Raw genomic sequence first — 14,656 nt, 5'->3', positions numbered from 1 at the left:
TTGCAAACCTTTAGGCACTCTACGTTTCGCGTTTTGCTCTTTCTCACTGCCCTTTTGGTAGTGGGTTTGTGTACGCTAAAAACCACTGTCGCCTTTCATAGCAACATCCAAATGCCCTCAGTAGCATCAACAAGTACTCTAGAGCTAGCGGAGTTACTCGATAGAGAATCTTTAAACAAACTTGTTCACGACTCTGCTTCGGGAAAAGAACCGTGTTTTGTCACTAAGAAGCTACTCACTCAATCACTTCCTAATATTGAAGATCTAGTCCCTCTTCTGGTTCTCATTGCACTGATAGCAATAGCTTCTGCTCCTCTCACACAATATAAGCGCTTCAATCGCTCAGATGAGAAGTCTACCAAATACCGGCTACATCTAACGCTCTGCACATTTCGGGAATAAAAAAGTATTCACCAAGGTCTATTAATCACTTTTTGGAGAATACCGTGTCGAATACATACACTAAAGCTAAACGCGCCGCTTCTATGGCACGCCCTATTGTCCCGCTAATGAGCCGGCTACCAAGCATTATGTTAATGCTCGTTATAACAAGTTTCGCTGCCCTCTACAGCGTGAACACTTCTGCTCAATCGACAGGTTGGATGACAGATCCCATGCACCCACCTGTCAAAGTTCGAGTGCTGTCCACCGGGCATATCGACCCCTCATCCCGTCAAATGGAGATGGTTCTGGATGTCGAACTAGACGGAGATTGGAAAACCTATTGGCGCAGTCCCGGTGAAGGTGGTGTTGCGCCTGAGTTTGACTGGAGCGACTCAATCAACATAGAGCACGTCAATTGGCACTGGCCGATACCTGCGTACTATGAGCAGTTAGGCGTGCTCACTTTAGGCTATAAACACAAAGTGAGTTTTCCGCTAATCGTAACGGTTAGTGACCCAGCTAAGCCGGCTATACTAAAAGCAAACCTACGTTTGCCAAGTTGCACCAATATCTGTGTGATTACCGACTACCCCATCGAACTGACCATCGACCCAGACTTGCTTACTCTGGATTCCGACGCGGCCTATTTGTTTGGGCAAGGTATGAGCCTAACCCCAAAAACCAGCGAACAGGTCCAAGTGACTAATAGCTACTGGGATCAACAAGCGCAAACTTTAACGCTTAAGCTTGATTCCAAGGTTGCTTGGCAAAAACCGTTTATTCTTGTTGATGGGAAAGATGTAGCAGATGAGTTTTTCTCTCAGCCTAAACTCACTATTGATGGACAAACACTCTACGCCAACTTTGACGTTAGCAACTGGCTAGGTGACGCCAATATTGCTCGTAAACGCATTCAGGTTACCGTGTCGGATGAACTGGTTCTGGCTGAAACGTCGACCATCGTTTCCACAAGCCCAATGGCAATACCCAATCGAGGTGGACTCTTTGTGATGCTTGGTTTTGCGCTCTTGGGTGGACTTATTCTCAACATAATGCCTTGTGTTCTCCCGGTATTAGGGATGAAACTCAACTCAATCATCTCAGGTGCAAGCCAATCAAGAAGCCAAGTTCGATTATCATTTTTGGCATCTTCTGCCGGTATCATCACCTCATTTCTATTGCTGGCAGGCGCACTTAGTGGATTAAAGATGGCTGGCCACATGATTGGTTGGGGGATTCAGTTCCAAAGCAGCGGATTCATCATTCTTATGGCTGTTGTTACTTTGCTGTTTTCCGCCAATCTACTTGGATTGTTCAACATTCAACTACCAAGTTCGATGAGTACTTGGCTCGCCACAAAAGGTGACCATAGCTACCGCGGGCATTTCATTCAAGGTATGTTTGCGACCTTGTTAGCAACGCCCTGCAGCGCACCATTTCTTGGAACGGCCGTCGCTTACGCCTTGGGTGCGAGCTACGTTGAACTGTGGCTAATTTTCGCCTTTTTAGGCATTGGCATGAGCATTCCTTGGCTGCTGTTTACCGTTTTTCCAGGACTAGTAAAAGCGTTCCCTAAACCAGGAGCTTGGATGAATAAAATCAAGCTTGTGTTTGGCGCAATGATGTTATTAACCGGTCTTTGGTTGACCTCTTTGCTTTCCGCATTTATTGGTACAACCGCAACGATTGCGATTATCGGCCTAATAGTCCTTACAAGTGTCATTCTGATCGGAAAGGTCTATGGACGAAAAGCACTCATCTTGATGTCTGGTTTTTCGGTGTTTGCGTTAGGCGGCGGTTTGATTATTGGCAGCGTCACTGCAGATAGTTGGTCGACTCCGGTTGTCGATGATCTCAATTGGAAACGACTGGACGCCCAATCCATTCCTACGTTGGTAGCAGAAGGTAAAACAGTATTCGTTGATATTACCGCAGACTGGTGTATTACCTGTAAGGCCAACAAAATTGGTGTCGTCCTTCAAAACCCAGTCTACAGTAACCTGCAACAAGCTAATGTCGTCACTATGCGAGGCGATTGGACCACATCAAGTGACAGTGTCACAGGCTATCTGCAGAGCTATGGTCGATATGGGGTGCCGTTCAATATTGTCTATGGTCCTAAACACCCAGAAGGGATTGCGCTACCCGTTATATTAACCTCAGAAAGTGTCACACAAGCACTCAACGCTGCAAGTGGAACATCAAATGACTAAACCTTCTAAACCTTCTGGATGGAAACCTACACTCATAAAATGGAGCAAAGAGCTTGTCAGTATCTTCATCCTGATAACCCTTGTGTCACTTGCAATCGATTGGTACCGAAGCCTAAACATGCCACAAGGAGATGCTCCTGCAATTGAAGCAATAACTTTGGATAACGCTCCGGTAAACATTATTAAGCAAAGTCACGAAGAGCCGGTCGTACTCTATTTTTGGGCAACTTGGTGCGGAGCATGCAAATTGGTAAGCCCTACAGTAGATTGGTTTTCAAACCACTATCAAGTGGTCTCGGTGGCACTCTCTTCAGGAACCGATGAGCGCGTTGATCGATATATGCAGGCCAAGGAATATGAGTTTCCAGTCATCAACGATTCAAATGGCTTAATAAGTCGCCAGTGGAATATCAGCGTTACACCAACTATTGCTGTGATCAACAAAGGCAAAATAGAAAACATCTCAACAGGCGTGACGACGCCGATGGGATTATGGCTACGAGTTTTTGCTGCTCAGTAGTGCGCCTTCCTAATCACTAATCGGCCCCCAACCATGTCGCTCAGAAAGCTGCTCGAGCTTTCTGAGCTCTTCAACAGTTTCCTGTTTGAGCCAATCCACTAACTCTTCAACGATAGGTGATTGCGTTCGCTGGTGACAAAAATATCGCCAACCGCTTGAATGTATCCGAGCATCCTCTGGACAGACTAAGTATTCTCGCTCCAGCTCGGGTAATGCTAGTAATAGATCGGTTACCGCGACCCCATGACCTGACAGACATGCGCTAAGCGTGAGATCAAGCGTAAAAAAGGTGGAATTTCGGGGCACACTTCTGTCTGTGTGATGGATCTTGTTCAACCAAGCTCTCCAATCAAGATGATCAAGAGTTGGGTGCAGTCTAGGTAGTGTAAGTAGATGCTCTATATCACGTCTATCACCTATCAACTGCTGAGTACACACTGGCGCCATGTACTCTTCACGCATGAAGAATATCTCAGGGTCATTCTCGTAGTTTTTACTGTTGCGCGTAGTGAATACAAACAAATCATAGTCCCCTTTTCCTAAGCTCTCTTCCTCATCAATCACTGGAATGACGGCAATTTCATAACTGGGAAATCGCTCATTTAACTGCTGTATTTTCGGTAGCAAGGCACGTGTTGCGAAACTCAGAGCAGCCCGTATCACAATTTTACTGGCGTCTGGCTCCTTCCAAGAATCAAGTAACGACTGCAGTGCCGCATAATTTCGTCCCAGAACTTCATACAACGCCTGCCCTTTTAGCGTAAGTTGTATTGAACGGTGACCACGAATAACCAAAGATGCACTGAGCTCATCCTCAAGTTGCTTCACTTGTCTACTCACAGCACTTTGCGTGACATGCAGCTCTTTGGCAGCCATCGTAAAGCTCATAAGCCTTGCAACAGCTTCAAACACTTTTAAAGCATTATGTGAGTAAGGAATATTCGAATATGGGTTCATAATTAATCACATGATCTGAAGTAATGACAGAGTGACATAAATGTTAATTGAACACCATAAGTATGCATCTAAAATATGCATACCATCACCAGGGATTATTCATGAAGCGTATTCTGTCACTCGCAACACCGCTTATCATTTCACAGCTCATTGCTATGGCGCTGGTACTTACTGACGTCTGGATGATGGCACAACTAAGCGTTAGCGACCTTGCTGGCGGCGGTCTTGGTGCATCTGTTTATACTTTTGTTTTCCTTGTTGCAGGCAGCACCGTTGGTTGTGTTGCTAACTTAATTGCCATTGCTTACGGTCAAAGTGTCGCGAGACCTGAACATGGTAAAAAACAAGTGCGACTCGCGGTTAAAGGCGCTGTGATGCTATCGCTACTTCTAACCGTTGTGCTGACTTCAGCGTTTGTTTTTGCCCCTGACTTCCTACGAATGGCCAAACAGCCAGAAGAAGTGATTGTGGTAGCAATGACCTACCTTGACACACTCAAGTGGGCAATGTTACCAACTTTGCTGCTCCTCATTCTACGAGGCTTAACCAGCAACTACGGCGACGCTAAGTCCGTGATGATCATGTCACTTGCAACCGTGTCCCTTAACGTACCGTTTAGTTACGTCCTCGCGTTCAATTTGGGTTGGGGCATTACCGGACTGGGGCTTGGCACAGCTCTAGCCGCCACATTGGTATTGATTGGCTATGGTTACTGGGTATTCAAGCGCCCAACCTACTATCGTTTCGCGCCTTGGCTTCACCTAGAGGAATACGAATGGCGACTCATGTTGCCACTGCTGTCGATGGGCATTCCCATTGCTATTGCCGCTGCGCTCGAAATGGGGTTGATCTACGGCGGTACGCTTATGGCTGGATTTATTGGCGTTACGGCACTCGCGCTGCATCAGATCTTACTGCAATGTCTTAGTTTTACATGGAACATCAACTTCGGCTTCTCGCAAGCTGCTGCTATCTTAGTGGGTAAAGAGTTCGGAAATGATAATCTAGACGGTGTGAAAGCGGTCTCAAAGCGCAGTTTTGCTCTCGTGACTATTTTAAGCGCAGTGCTCGCGGTTGTTTTCATTATATGGCCAGAAGCCATCGCCAGCCTTTTCCAACTTGATGGCGAAGGTGAACACACGCTCACTGATATGCTTTCTTCATTGATATGGGTTGTGGCACTTTGTTTTGTCGTTGACGCTTGGCAACTACTGGCAATAAACCTCCTACGTGGAATGAAAATTGTGGTTTTGCCGACCATCATGACCGCTATCGGTTACTGGATGTTTGGCCTTCCCGCAGCTTGGTTATTGATGTCTCACTATGAACTTGCTGGGATCTGGGGCGGTATACTGGTCGGCCTCGCTGCGACTGGAGTGCTTTTGCTCGCTCAATTGGTTTACGAACTAAAGGCGGCTTCTCGACCAAACCTAGGCCATAACAGTTTGTACGGAACACATTAAACCGCCATCCTCACGCACGTGAGGATCTTTGTCAGCGAGTAATGCTCCCAATTTGTGCGAGTCACTCATGGTGAAAGATCCCCTTTTTCAAGGGGATGACGCTGTGTTGGATGGAGTAATGTTTGAATGGTTTTACGTTTATTACGTAAAGGTTCTTCACTCCAAAATCTGTTTAAGCTTCAGAATCTGCTACTTTACGGTGGCCTTCTTGGAGGTGTACAAAATCGACAAGGTCATCGCCAGACACTTGATACGCTTGACCAAAGCCTTTGACAAACAGACCATGTTCCGCTTTCAAGTTAAACAAAACGAAGTCTTCTAGCTGACTTAATCCGTCAATAATTTCACCAAAACGCTCTTTCATCTGACTAACGACCAACTTCCATTGGTCAGTATCACGGGCTACAACTGAGGCAACGGCGTCAAAGGTCAGGCGTTTTCTTGCAAACAGTTGCTTACTCTCAGTTTCGTCTTCAATCATCATCAATGACACATTTGGGTTTTGCTCTAAGTTACGCGCATGACGTGCAATCTGAGAAATAAGAACAAAATAACCATCTTGGTTTTGTACAAACGGTGCATAACTGACATTTGGACGACCTTCTTGATCAACCGTTGCCAATTGAATGGTTTTGCGCTCTTGACGAAACTCTTTGATTTCCGGGCCTAAACGTCCTTGCAGGCGCTCTTGCTTAACTTGTTGATCCATGTTGAAACCTCACTTTCTCTAATAATTATAATAAATTTTCTATTCAGTCATCTCTAGTAACTGCGGTGTTAGCCACGCAGTTTTTGTTGAAGTGCTTTAAAGCTTTCTACTTGTTCTGGAATCAACACACGTTTTTTGTCTCGACCTAGATAGATTTTGAACACGTTGTTACCTGCTTCATCAAAAAAGCCAAAGTAGTGACTTTCGCTACCCATAAATGGTTTGCTGACCAAAGCGACGGTTTTAATCAGATCCAATTTTAGGTGGCCATGCAACTCACCTTCTTTACCCATTAAGTTGTAGTAACCTCGCGCAACTTTTCCTTTTGGGAACGGCGCCTTAACTTCAAAGATAGAACCGAATGAATGCACAATCGTTGTCACTGGTCCCCAAGTGGTAATGGACTCTAGAATGTTCTGAGCAATGTCTCCATTCTCATAAGCCACCATCTCTTCTGGCATGGCACAAACAACATCACGCTCACTGACACCCAGCTTTTCTGCAATCGCAGCGGGGAGTAGTGACGGCTCAGTTTCTAAGATATTTGCAACGTTTTGCTTCAATTCAGTGGTCATTGTATTTCCTATGCAGCGTGAGTTTTCGCTTTTTGATGTTTTTTGGCCAGCATCGAATGTGCATGGCCAATGCCATTTGGCATTGTTGGTTTATCTTTAATCATTGTGTTGATGGCCGCAATTGCGCCCTGTGCAAGCGTAACGGACCAAAATGCACCGGCGACGGTTAGCACGACGTAGTCGTCATGTAACTCTACAAGCCCGTTTTGCTGCCAGATATCAAACAGAGGTGTCAGCAAATCAAAAGTATCTTCACCTTCAAAGCTCACTAACATGCTTCGACGTAAAACTCCGCTATCAAACCCTGCTTTAAGGCTCGCTAATACGGGTTCATAACGACTTTGCTTGCTCATCATTGCAATCGTTGTTTTGCCTGAACGCATTGCCTCCATATAGGCATCTAAGGTGCGATGATGCATCATTCCGTAGCCGCCGATATTGCCCCCAGCTCCAGCACCGATTGGCAGTACTTCAGCAAAGGTTTTTGCAACACTGTTGTATTGACTACGCTCTCGATTGTCTCTCGCCCAGTGATTGACACTTAACTGCTTCACGAAATGCTTGGCCATAAAATCAACGCCGAGTTTATACATTTCCGCTTTCTCGGCAGACGATGCTGGCGCTTCAGAGCGACCTTTTTCGACTAACCCAACCATAGGTGCAGAGCCACTCACGACGAGCTGATACAAATCGACACCATGAGCGCCTGTCTCCATGTAATCCTTCAGATCTTGCTCGAATACTTCGAGAGTTTGATAAGGAAGCCCATACAACAGATCGATGACCACTGGCGCTTCATCACGCGCAGCAAGTTGGGATATACGCTCCATTACAACTTCTCTATCATCCAGACGTTTAGCGCTTCTCCTTACCTTGGTATCGAAGCTCTGGACACCAAAAGAGAAGCGATTAAAGCCCCCTTCAAGCGCGCTATCGAACATCTCCTCACTGAATCGATTAGTCCTCCCTTCCAGAGTAATTTCGCAATCCGTTGCCAATGGGAAAGAGGCATGAATGGCTTTTCCTAAACGACGGACTTGATCTGGCGAGAGATCCGTTGGCGTACCTCCACCAATATAAACCGCATGAAACAGGCCGCTTTGTGTCCACTCCAGCTTTGACTTTATCTCGATCTCTTTGAGCAGTGCCTCGAAATAGTCGTCAACCAGTCGACGACTGGAGGCATTTTGAAAGAAGTTACAAAACGTGCAGCGAACACGACAAAAAGGGATATGAATATACAAGCAACGCTTTTTACTGCGCATCGTACGTTCAGCAGTCAAGTCGTTAAACAGCCCTTCATATTGCTCGGAGGGAACTGACATTCCCATTCCACCAGCATGGGGAGATGTCTTTTTCCCAAATGCAAAACGCAAGGGATCTGGGGTGCTGACACCAAAGTGCGACTCATTGAGTTGACTTAAATCAATTTTCATAACTGCTCACGATATCTTTCAACGCCTTGCTGTATAAGGCTTAATCTAAAACGGTGAAGATCATAATAGCCACAAAATGATTATGCAAATGATAATTGATATTATTTTCACTAGCATGCATAATCCATTCAAGTTCAGGGCAAAGACGATTCGTTAGCCCCCCAAAAAACACCCACCTATGGGTTATAAATGGTTTGTTTAGGATTTTCGCAATGAAACATGCTCTAAAAAAAATACTCTTCGTTGGCACCGCTTTTTCCCTGACATATGGTCAGGCGATGGCTGCAGGCAATGAGAAAATCGTCAGTGTTGGTGCATCGGTTACCGAACTTGTGTACGCGCTAAATGCACAAGAACAACTCGTAGGCGTTGATGTGACTAGCGTTACTCCAGAAGATTCTTCGCTCCCCAAAGTTGGCTATCACAGAGCATTATCGTCAGAGGGGCTACTCGCCCTTCAACCAACCATGATAATTGGCTCAGATGAAATGGGTCCCAAGCCAACCTTAGACCAATTAGAACGCGTTGGTGTAGAGGTGGAAGTCGTCGATAACGCCCCAACCATCACTGGTTTAAACATGCGTATTGACCAAGTTGCTGCACTGACTAGTTCTGAAGACAGCGCTACCGCCCTCAAAGAAAAAGTGGCGAAACAAGTTGAGGAGTTAGAAGCAAATCAACCAAAAGTAACGGCGAAAAAGGTTTTGTTTTTGCTGATTCACGAAGGCCGTCCTGCAAACGTTGCCGGCCGAGAGACAACTCCTGATGCCATTATTTCTCTAGCGGGTGGTACCAATCCTGCGGCTACAGAAATTGCATTTTATAAACCTATATCCAATGAAGCCATTATTGAGATGCAACCAGATGTCGTGCTTGTCAGTGGTCGAAGCTACGCAAAGCTTGGTGGCATCGAAGCGATTATAGAAGCTCTGCCGATGCTATCAGCGACACCCGCGGGACAAAACAAAGCTATTTGGACCGTAGATGGGCATGCATTAGTCGGTGGACTTGGCTTGAAAAGCCTAGAAGAGGCAAAGCGCATTAACGCACTTCTCTATCCATAGAGTGCCACCCCTTAAAAGCTTTCGAAGCTCAACACTCAGTTTTCTTTAAGATTTATATGCTAAGAAATTTCTCAAACACTCTCATTTTTACTGCCTTCGCGTTATTGCTGGTGTTGTCATCGGTGTACTCGATTACCGTTGGGCCGATGAACATCTCGTTCTGGCAGAGCATTCAATCTCTAGCTCTAAAGACCAACGATCTAGCCCCTCATGTCAACCTAGTCATTCATGATATTCGCCTACCCCGAACGCTACTTTGCATGCTTGTCGGCGCCATACTTGCTGTTTGCGGTACTGTGATGCAAGGGCTGTTTCGTAACCCACTCGCTGAACCGGGCATTATTGGGGTCTCTGCGGGTGCTTCACTTGGGGGGGCATTGGCGATTGTTGGCTTTGCAGCCCTAGGCATTGAGTTTCCTGACTTTATGGCGTTGATGGTTGTCCCAGTATTTGCTTTTTTTGGCGGTGCACTGACCACGATTTTGGTCTATCGATTAGGTACCAGCAAATTTGGCACCTCTGTCACTATCATGTTACTTGCTGGAGTCGCCATAAGCGCTTTATCTGGTGCCGCTATTGGCTATCTCAATTTTATTGCCGATGATCAGATGCTTAGAGATCTCTCATTGTGGTCTATGGGTTCATTAGCCGGTGCGAGTTGGGGCAAGATTTCATTGTCGGCAGCCACTTTATTCGTTTTGTTCTGGTTCTTTTACAAGAAAGCGATGGCACTCAATGCATTATTACTTGGAGAGTCAGAAGCCAAGCACCTTGGCATTCCAGTCCAACGACTCAAACGACAGTTGATACTGTTAACCGCTGTTGGGGTTGGCGTGACAGTGAGCGTCTCTGGCCTGATTGGTTTTATTGGGCTGGTTATCCCACACCTTGGGCGAATGTTGACGGGTCCTGATCACCGCACACTACTCCCCTTGTCCGCTCTGTTGGGTTCTCTTTTGATGACTGCTGCAGATATGGTCGCTCGTATAGCAGTTGCACCAGCGGAACTCCCGGTCGGTATCGTAACTGCGATTGTCGGCGCCCCATTCTTCTTATATCTCCTGTTTCAGCAAAAAGGGAAAATTGTATGACACTGGAAACTTGCCTCGACGATATAGCCATCTCGGCACGCGGGCTCAACATGCGATTTGATAACAGAGTCATATTGGACGATATCGATATCGACCTTTACGCAGGCCAAGTTACAACCTTGCTTGGGCCCAATGGCGCTGGAAAAAGCACCTTGCTAAAGCTGCTGTGCGGAGAAACACCCTCTGACTTTGATATTCGTTACTTTGGTAAACCAAGGACCCAATGGCCGGCTCAACGACGCTCGAAGCACTTAGCATTGCTGCCTCAGCACAGTACACTCTCCTTCCCATTTCTCACATCTGAAGTCGTTGAACTGGGGGCAATCCCCCTTGAACTCTGCTATCATGCAACACGCTCATTAGCAAAGCGGTATATGGGGACAGCAGACGTAGAACATTTGGCGCAGCGACTTTATCCATCGCTCTCTGGAGGGGAAAAACAACGGGTTCACCTTGCGAGAGTTTTGACTCAACTACACCAGTCCGGCAACCAAAAGATTCTCATGCTGGATGAGCCAACATCAGCTCTGGATCTTGCACATCAGCACAACACATTGGCGATTGCTAGAGAGTTAGCGGATACACAAAATGCAGCGGTTGTCGTTGTACTTCATGATCTCAACCTTGCTTCCCAGTACTCGGATAGATTGATTGTTCTGGATAATGGGAAAATCATCGCTGACAATGAACCATGGAAAGCGCTCACTAGTGACTTGATCGAAGGAGTATACGGATACTCTTCACTTGTTACTAAACATCCAACACATGACTTCCCGATTGTGTTACCTCAATAGCCCTCTAACTCGATAATCTTCAGACATAAAAAAACCGCTCTACTTTGAGCGGTTTTCATCTTACTGTTTGGGCAGTATTATTATGAGTCGATGACTACTTGGTCAACTGGATCAACGAACGGCCAATAAGCCATTCTAGTTCCTTATCACTACCTTCACCGTACTGTGTCTCAACCAGCTTATAAAGGCGGTCGATTCCCTTGGAAGCGAACTCATGTGAGTTTTCTGAAGTAACGATGTGATGGAACAAAAGTTTTAGGATCGCCAAAAACTCTTGGTTCTTAAGAGCTTCAATCCAGCTTCCTGTAAATCCATCTATGCCTTTTTCAAATTCCAAATGTTCGACGAACATTTTAAAGATACGTCCATCGAGTGCGGCTGTAAAATCCGTCTTCTTAGGAAAGTGGTGACTAATCCCGGTTCTTGATATACCTGTCTGCTGGCTTAATGTGGTATACGACATTTTGTCATAACCAAGACGAATGATCTGATCAACGACCGCTTCCATGATTTTCTGGATCGTAATCTCAGTATCTTCTTTACTACGCTTTGGCATTTCTTAAGCTTCTCTAATCGTTATCTGCGTACGCTGTATGCTATACCATAATTAAAGCAGTGCTCGATGTAATTTTCTATCCACTTATGTATCAATTTGCTCAAACTCAGGTTACGGCAACCCGTCAACAAACCATACACGAAACACATACTTGGTACAGATACCATTTAAAATAATATAAAAAATCAAGTGATTGATTAGTAACTTATAAAGTCTACCATTTCGCACCACGGCTTGTACTAATCTGTACTATATCATTAGTACAGGAGTCTCATTTTTGAGAAGTTAATCACAAACAAGCCATACCACTTGCATACTAAAAAAATATTGATAAACAAATAGATATTTACAATTTATATCAAATGAAACCTAATGTTCACAGGATCATGCTTAAGCCTGTGCATCATTTGCTAACACTTAGCTTAGGAGCAATGAATTTATTGCTGGATACCTAAATTCCACAGTTATAGAATAACCACAGATTTTATGAGAGGTATCGTTATGTCAAACACCTATGAAGAACCAACCGTATGCGACGCTTGCGGCGTTGCTGGAGAAATGGGTTTCATCATCAAGGAAGGCGATGACGTCGCAGAAGTACAATTATTCGGCGAATCGCAAGTCCAGCTTCAAGCAGAAATTCAAAAATACATCGATTTAGCAAAGACTGTGTCAGAGAACGTTGAATTTGAAATGTCTGAACTTGTTGAAGAGAGTAAAGAGCTTACAGCTCGATTTAAGTTTGAAGTGAGCGCAGAGAAGCTGATTTTTGAACTAAAAACGCGCTCTCTAGCGCGCTAATACCGCAATTAGCGGGGACTTGAAAAGCACAAGTTTACTAAAGCGAGCATTATTGCTCGCTTTTTAATGCCTTCCATTTGAGCTGTCCATTCATCTCAAAATCTTGTTCGGCCACACATTGAAGAACCACACCTTCAACATTGATAACCGCGCCTAATGAGTACGCTTTATCGTTGTAATAACAAACCCGTTTCCCTAACTTAGAGTCGGACAGCAGTACCGCAGCACCGACATCCGAACCCGGCGTGGTAATCACTTTCGCCGATACTGTCGATGCCAGCAATGCGCCAACAGCGCCGAGTATCACAACACGTATGGATTTCCATTGTGAAATTGTTTTTTCCATTGCAAACTACCTAACGTTTTCAAATTGATTCCGTTCCAAACTACCACGAACCCAAACCATTATGCTTCGATCCACCATTGCTTTATTGTCTCTATTGCTACTCACTCCCAGCACAAGTGCCATTGAGCTTGATTACTACAAAATTCTCAACCATCTAGACAGCTATGGGAACTTGGATCTTCGCAATAAGCCTTATACCAGCCTCCCTGATGGTTTAGTGGTTAAAGGCAACCTGAATATCGCCAAAACACCGATCAAAATGATGCCGCAAAACCTTGAGATCAAAGGTAGCCTAGATGCCTCAGATAGTTTAGTGGAATTCATGCCAAGAGGAACCAAAATCACAGGTTACGCTAACTTTTTAGGTAGCCAACTCAAAGCTTGGCCGCAAGGCGTTATTCCAGGTGGATACATTAATCTCAGCGAGACACCTATAGAAAAACTCCCTAATGGCATGGTGGTTAACGGTGATTTAAGCGTAGTGCGAACACCTATCACCGAGCTACCCGAAGGTATTGTTATTGAAGGTAATCTCTATATCGGCGGTTCAAAAATCACTCAATTCCCTAAAACAATGACTGTCAACGGCAACATTTTTCTTGGCGGAAATGTGATTACGAAGTGGCCAGACAATCTAACCCTTGGTGGATCAGTCGCCCGTTGAAACAGGCCACTATCGAAACTCATACTCAAAAATAGTGAGAAATCGCAAGGTAGCGTGTACGGATATGCTCTATCAGCAACCTCACCTTATTGGGAGGCTGACGGGTAAAAGGATAGACAGCATAAATACCCAGCCTCTTACCTACTTGGTCCGGAAAGATATCCACCAGCTGGCCATTACGTATGTCGTGGTACACCAGACACCTTGGAACATAAGCGATACCATGCCCACCCAAGGCAGCCTTGCGAAGTGCTGTCGCATTGTCGGTAGAAAAAGCCCCTGAGACTCGGACAATATAATTACCTTTACTTCCTTTAAACTCCCACTCCGACGCACCCGTGGTCTGATAGGCATACTGCAAGCAGTTATGTTGAGTAAGATCTTCCGGCTCTAGTGGCTTGCGGTTTTTTGCAATATAAGATGGAGAGGCACACACCACCCACTGGGAGTCCAGAATATGGCGTGCAATCAAGCTTGAATCTTCCAGATAACCAGTGCGTATGACCAAGTCATAGCCTCCATCGACAAGATCAACAAAGCGGTTGTCCAACGACATATCGACTGACAATCCCGGATGCATATTACAAAACTCTGCTACAGCGTCCGCCAAAATAAGATCACCCGAAATCGTTGGTACTGACATCTTGATATGACCGCTAACGTTCTCTCCATAACCTGAAACTGATTCCATAGCCTCTTGGGTGGCTTGCTTCACATTTTTAGCGCCGTGGACAAGCGCCTTACCTGCTTCAGTTAGCGTTAATTTGCGCGTTGTTCGATATAATAATTGAACCCCTAACTCTTCCTCAAGCCTCGCAATTCTTTTGCTAACTACTGAATTTGTAAGGTTATTTTGTTCAGCCACACGACTGAACGCCCCAGTTTCTACTACCTGATAAAACAGGATTAAATCGTCTGCACGCATACTTTTATGTCATTTTTGGAAATAATCATTTTCATTATTTCTCTATATCACCAAAAAAGAAAGGGATAAATTTACCCCACCTTAACAACCCTATTACAAAAATAATAAGCACGACACGGCTGACTCATTCAATACCAAGAGTCAGCCAAGACAAAAGG

The 14,656-nt window shown here is 45.2% G+C and carries 15 protein-coding genes; 8 read left to right on the top strand and 7 right to left on the bottom strand.

The annotated features are described in order from the left end of the window. The first annotated feature begins 509 nt into the window (after positions 1–509). Both ACJB0T_RS04385 and ACJB0T_RS04380 read left to right on the top strand, forming a co-directional pair. Positions 510–2,597, top strand: coding sequence for a protein-disulfide reductase DsbD family protein (locus ACJB0T_RS04385; RefSeq protein WP_479294559.1), 2,088 nt, complete (start codon positions 510–512; stop codon positions 2,595–2,597). Next, complete coding sequence (locus ACJB0T_RS04380) at positions 2,590–3,117, top strand: protein disulfide oxidoreductase (protein ID WP_479293799.1); 528 nt, start codon at positions 2,590–2,592, stop codon at positions 3,115–3,117. Before ACJB0T_RS04385 ends, ACJB0T_RS04380 begins: the two co-directional genes overlap by 8 nt. 9 nt (positions 3,118–3,126) lie before the next feature. On the opposite strand, the gene ACJB0T_RS04375 is transcribed toward ACJB0T_RS04380, so the two are convergent. Further along, complete coding sequence (locus tag ACJB0T_RS04375) at positions 3,127–4,074, bottom strand: LysR family transcriptional regulator (protein ID WP_479293802.1); 948 nt, start codon at positions 4,072–4,074, stop codon at positions 3,127–3,129. 101 nt (positions 4,075–4,175) lie between these two features. Between ACJB0T_RS04375 and ACJB0T_RS04370 the strand changes: the two genes are divergently transcribed. Then, on the top strand, positions 4,176–5,537 hold the full coding sequence (locus ACJB0T_RS04370) for an MATE family efflux transporter (protein ID WP_479293803.1): 1,362 nt from the start codon (positions 4,176–4,178) through the stop codon (positions 5,535–5,537). Positions 5,538–5,709: 172 nt separating this feature from the next. Here the strand turns inward: ACJB0T_RS04370 and hutZ are convergent, their stop codons facing one another. The 3 genes from hutZ to hutW all read right to left on the bottom strand — a co-directional run bounded on the left by hutZ (position 5,710) and on the right by hutW (position 8,257). Then, positions 5,710–6,246 carry a heme utilization protein HutZ gene (hutZ, locus tag ACJB0T_RS04365; RefSeq protein WP_479293805.1) on the bottom strand — a complete coding sequence of 179 codons (537 nt, stop codon included), beginning with the start codon at positions 6,244–6,246 and terminating at the stop codon, positions 5,710–5,712. A gap of 68 nt (positions 6,247–6,314) precedes the next feature. Continuing rightward, positions 6,315–6,821: a heme utilization cystosolic carrier protein HutX gene (hutX, locus tag ACJB0T_RS04360; protein ID WP_479293807.1), complete on the bottom strand. Its 507-nt coding sequence runs from the start codon at positions 6,819–6,821 to the stop codon at positions 6,315–6,317. Between the two features lie 8 nt (positions 6,822–6,829). After that, positions 6,830–8,257: a heme anaerobic degradation radical SAM methyltransferase ChuW/HutW gene (hutW, locus tag ACJB0T_RS04355; RefSeq protein ID WP_479293808.1), complete on the bottom strand. Its 1,428-nt coding sequence runs from the start codon at positions 8,255–8,257 to the stop codon at positions 6,830–6,832. 212 nt (positions 8,258–8,469) lie between these two features. Here hutW and ACJB0T_RS04350 point away from each other — a divergent pair, with 212 nt between their 5' ends. Genes ACJB0T_RS04350 through ACJB0T_RS04340 form a run of 3 tightly spaced genes read left to right on the top strand, consistent with a single transcriptional unit; the run spans position 8,470 to position 11,206 of the window. Next, on the top strand, positions 8,470–9,321 hold the full coding sequence (locus ACJB0T_RS04350; RefSeq protein ID WP_479293810.1) for a heme/hemin ABC transporter substrate-binding protein: 852 nt from the start codon (positions 8,470–8,472) through the stop codon (positions 9,319–9,321). A gap of 56 nt (positions 9,322–9,377) precedes the next feature. Next, positions 9,378–10,412 carry a FecCD family ABC transporter permease gene (locus ACJB0T_RS04345; RefSeq protein WP_479293813.1) on the top strand — a complete coding sequence of 345 codons (1,035 nt, stop codon included), beginning with the start codon at positions 9,378–9,380 and terminating at the stop codon, positions 10,410–10,412. Continuing rightward, a complete protein-coding gene (locus tag ACJB0T_RS04340; RefSeq protein ID WP_479293814.1) occupies positions 10,409–11,206 on the top strand; it encodes a heme ABC transporter ATP-binding protein in 798 nt (265 codons plus the stop codon). The genes ACJB0T_RS04345 and ACJB0T_RS04340 overlap by 4 nt, the downstream gene beginning before the upstream one ends. A gap of 94 nt (positions 11,207–11,300) precedes the next feature. On the opposite strand, the gene ACJB0T_RS04335 is transcribed toward ACJB0T_RS04340, so the two are convergent. Then, on the bottom strand, positions 11,301–11,762 hold the full coding sequence (locus ACJB0T_RS04335; protein WP_479293816.1) for a TetR/AcrR family transcriptional regulator: 462 nt from the start codon (positions 11,760–11,762) through the stop codon (positions 11,301–11,303). 501 nt (positions 11,763–12,263) lie between these two features. Between ACJB0T_RS04335 and ACJB0T_RS04330 the strand changes: the two genes are divergently transcribed. Beyond that, the gene (locus ACJB0T_RS04330) at positions 12,264–12,563 is read left to right on the top strand and encodes a YfcZ/YiiS family protein (protein WP_479293818.1); all 300 of its coding nucleotides are present in this window, start codon (positions 12,264–12,266) and stop codon (positions 12,561–12,563) included. A 49-nt stretch (positions 12,564–12,612) separates the two neighbouring features. On the opposite strand, the gene ACJB0T_RS04325 is transcribed toward ACJB0T_RS04330, so the two are convergent. After that, complete coding sequence (locus ACJB0T_RS04325; RefSeq protein ID WP_479293820.1) at positions 12,613–12,909, bottom strand: YnjH family protein; 297 nt, start codon at positions 12,907–12,909, stop codon at positions 12,613–12,615. Between the two features lie 61 nt (positions 12,910–12,970). On the opposite strand from ACJB0T_RS04325, the gene ACJB0T_RS04320 reads away from it, so the two are divergent. Beyond that, positions 12,971–13,573 carry a hypothetical protein gene (locus ACJB0T_RS04320; RefSeq protein ID WP_479293822.1) on the top strand — a complete coding sequence of 201 codons (603 nt, stop codon included), beginning with the start codon at positions 12,971–12,973 and terminating at the stop codon, positions 13,571–13,573. Between the two features lie 25 nt (positions 13,574–13,598). On the opposite strand, the gene ACJB0T_RS04315 is transcribed toward ACJB0T_RS04320, so the two are convergent. Then, on the bottom strand, positions 13,599–14,498 hold the full coding sequence (locus tag ACJB0T_RS04315; RefSeq protein ID WP_479293824.1) for a LysR family transcriptional regulator: 900 nt from the start codon (positions 14,496–14,498) through the stop codon (positions 13,599–13,601). Positions 14,499–14,656: the final 158 nt, after the last annotated feature.

This window comes from Vibrio sp. CB1-5 (assembly GCF_059412285.1).
This window is presented reverse-complemented; position numbering and strand designations above follow the sequence as displayed.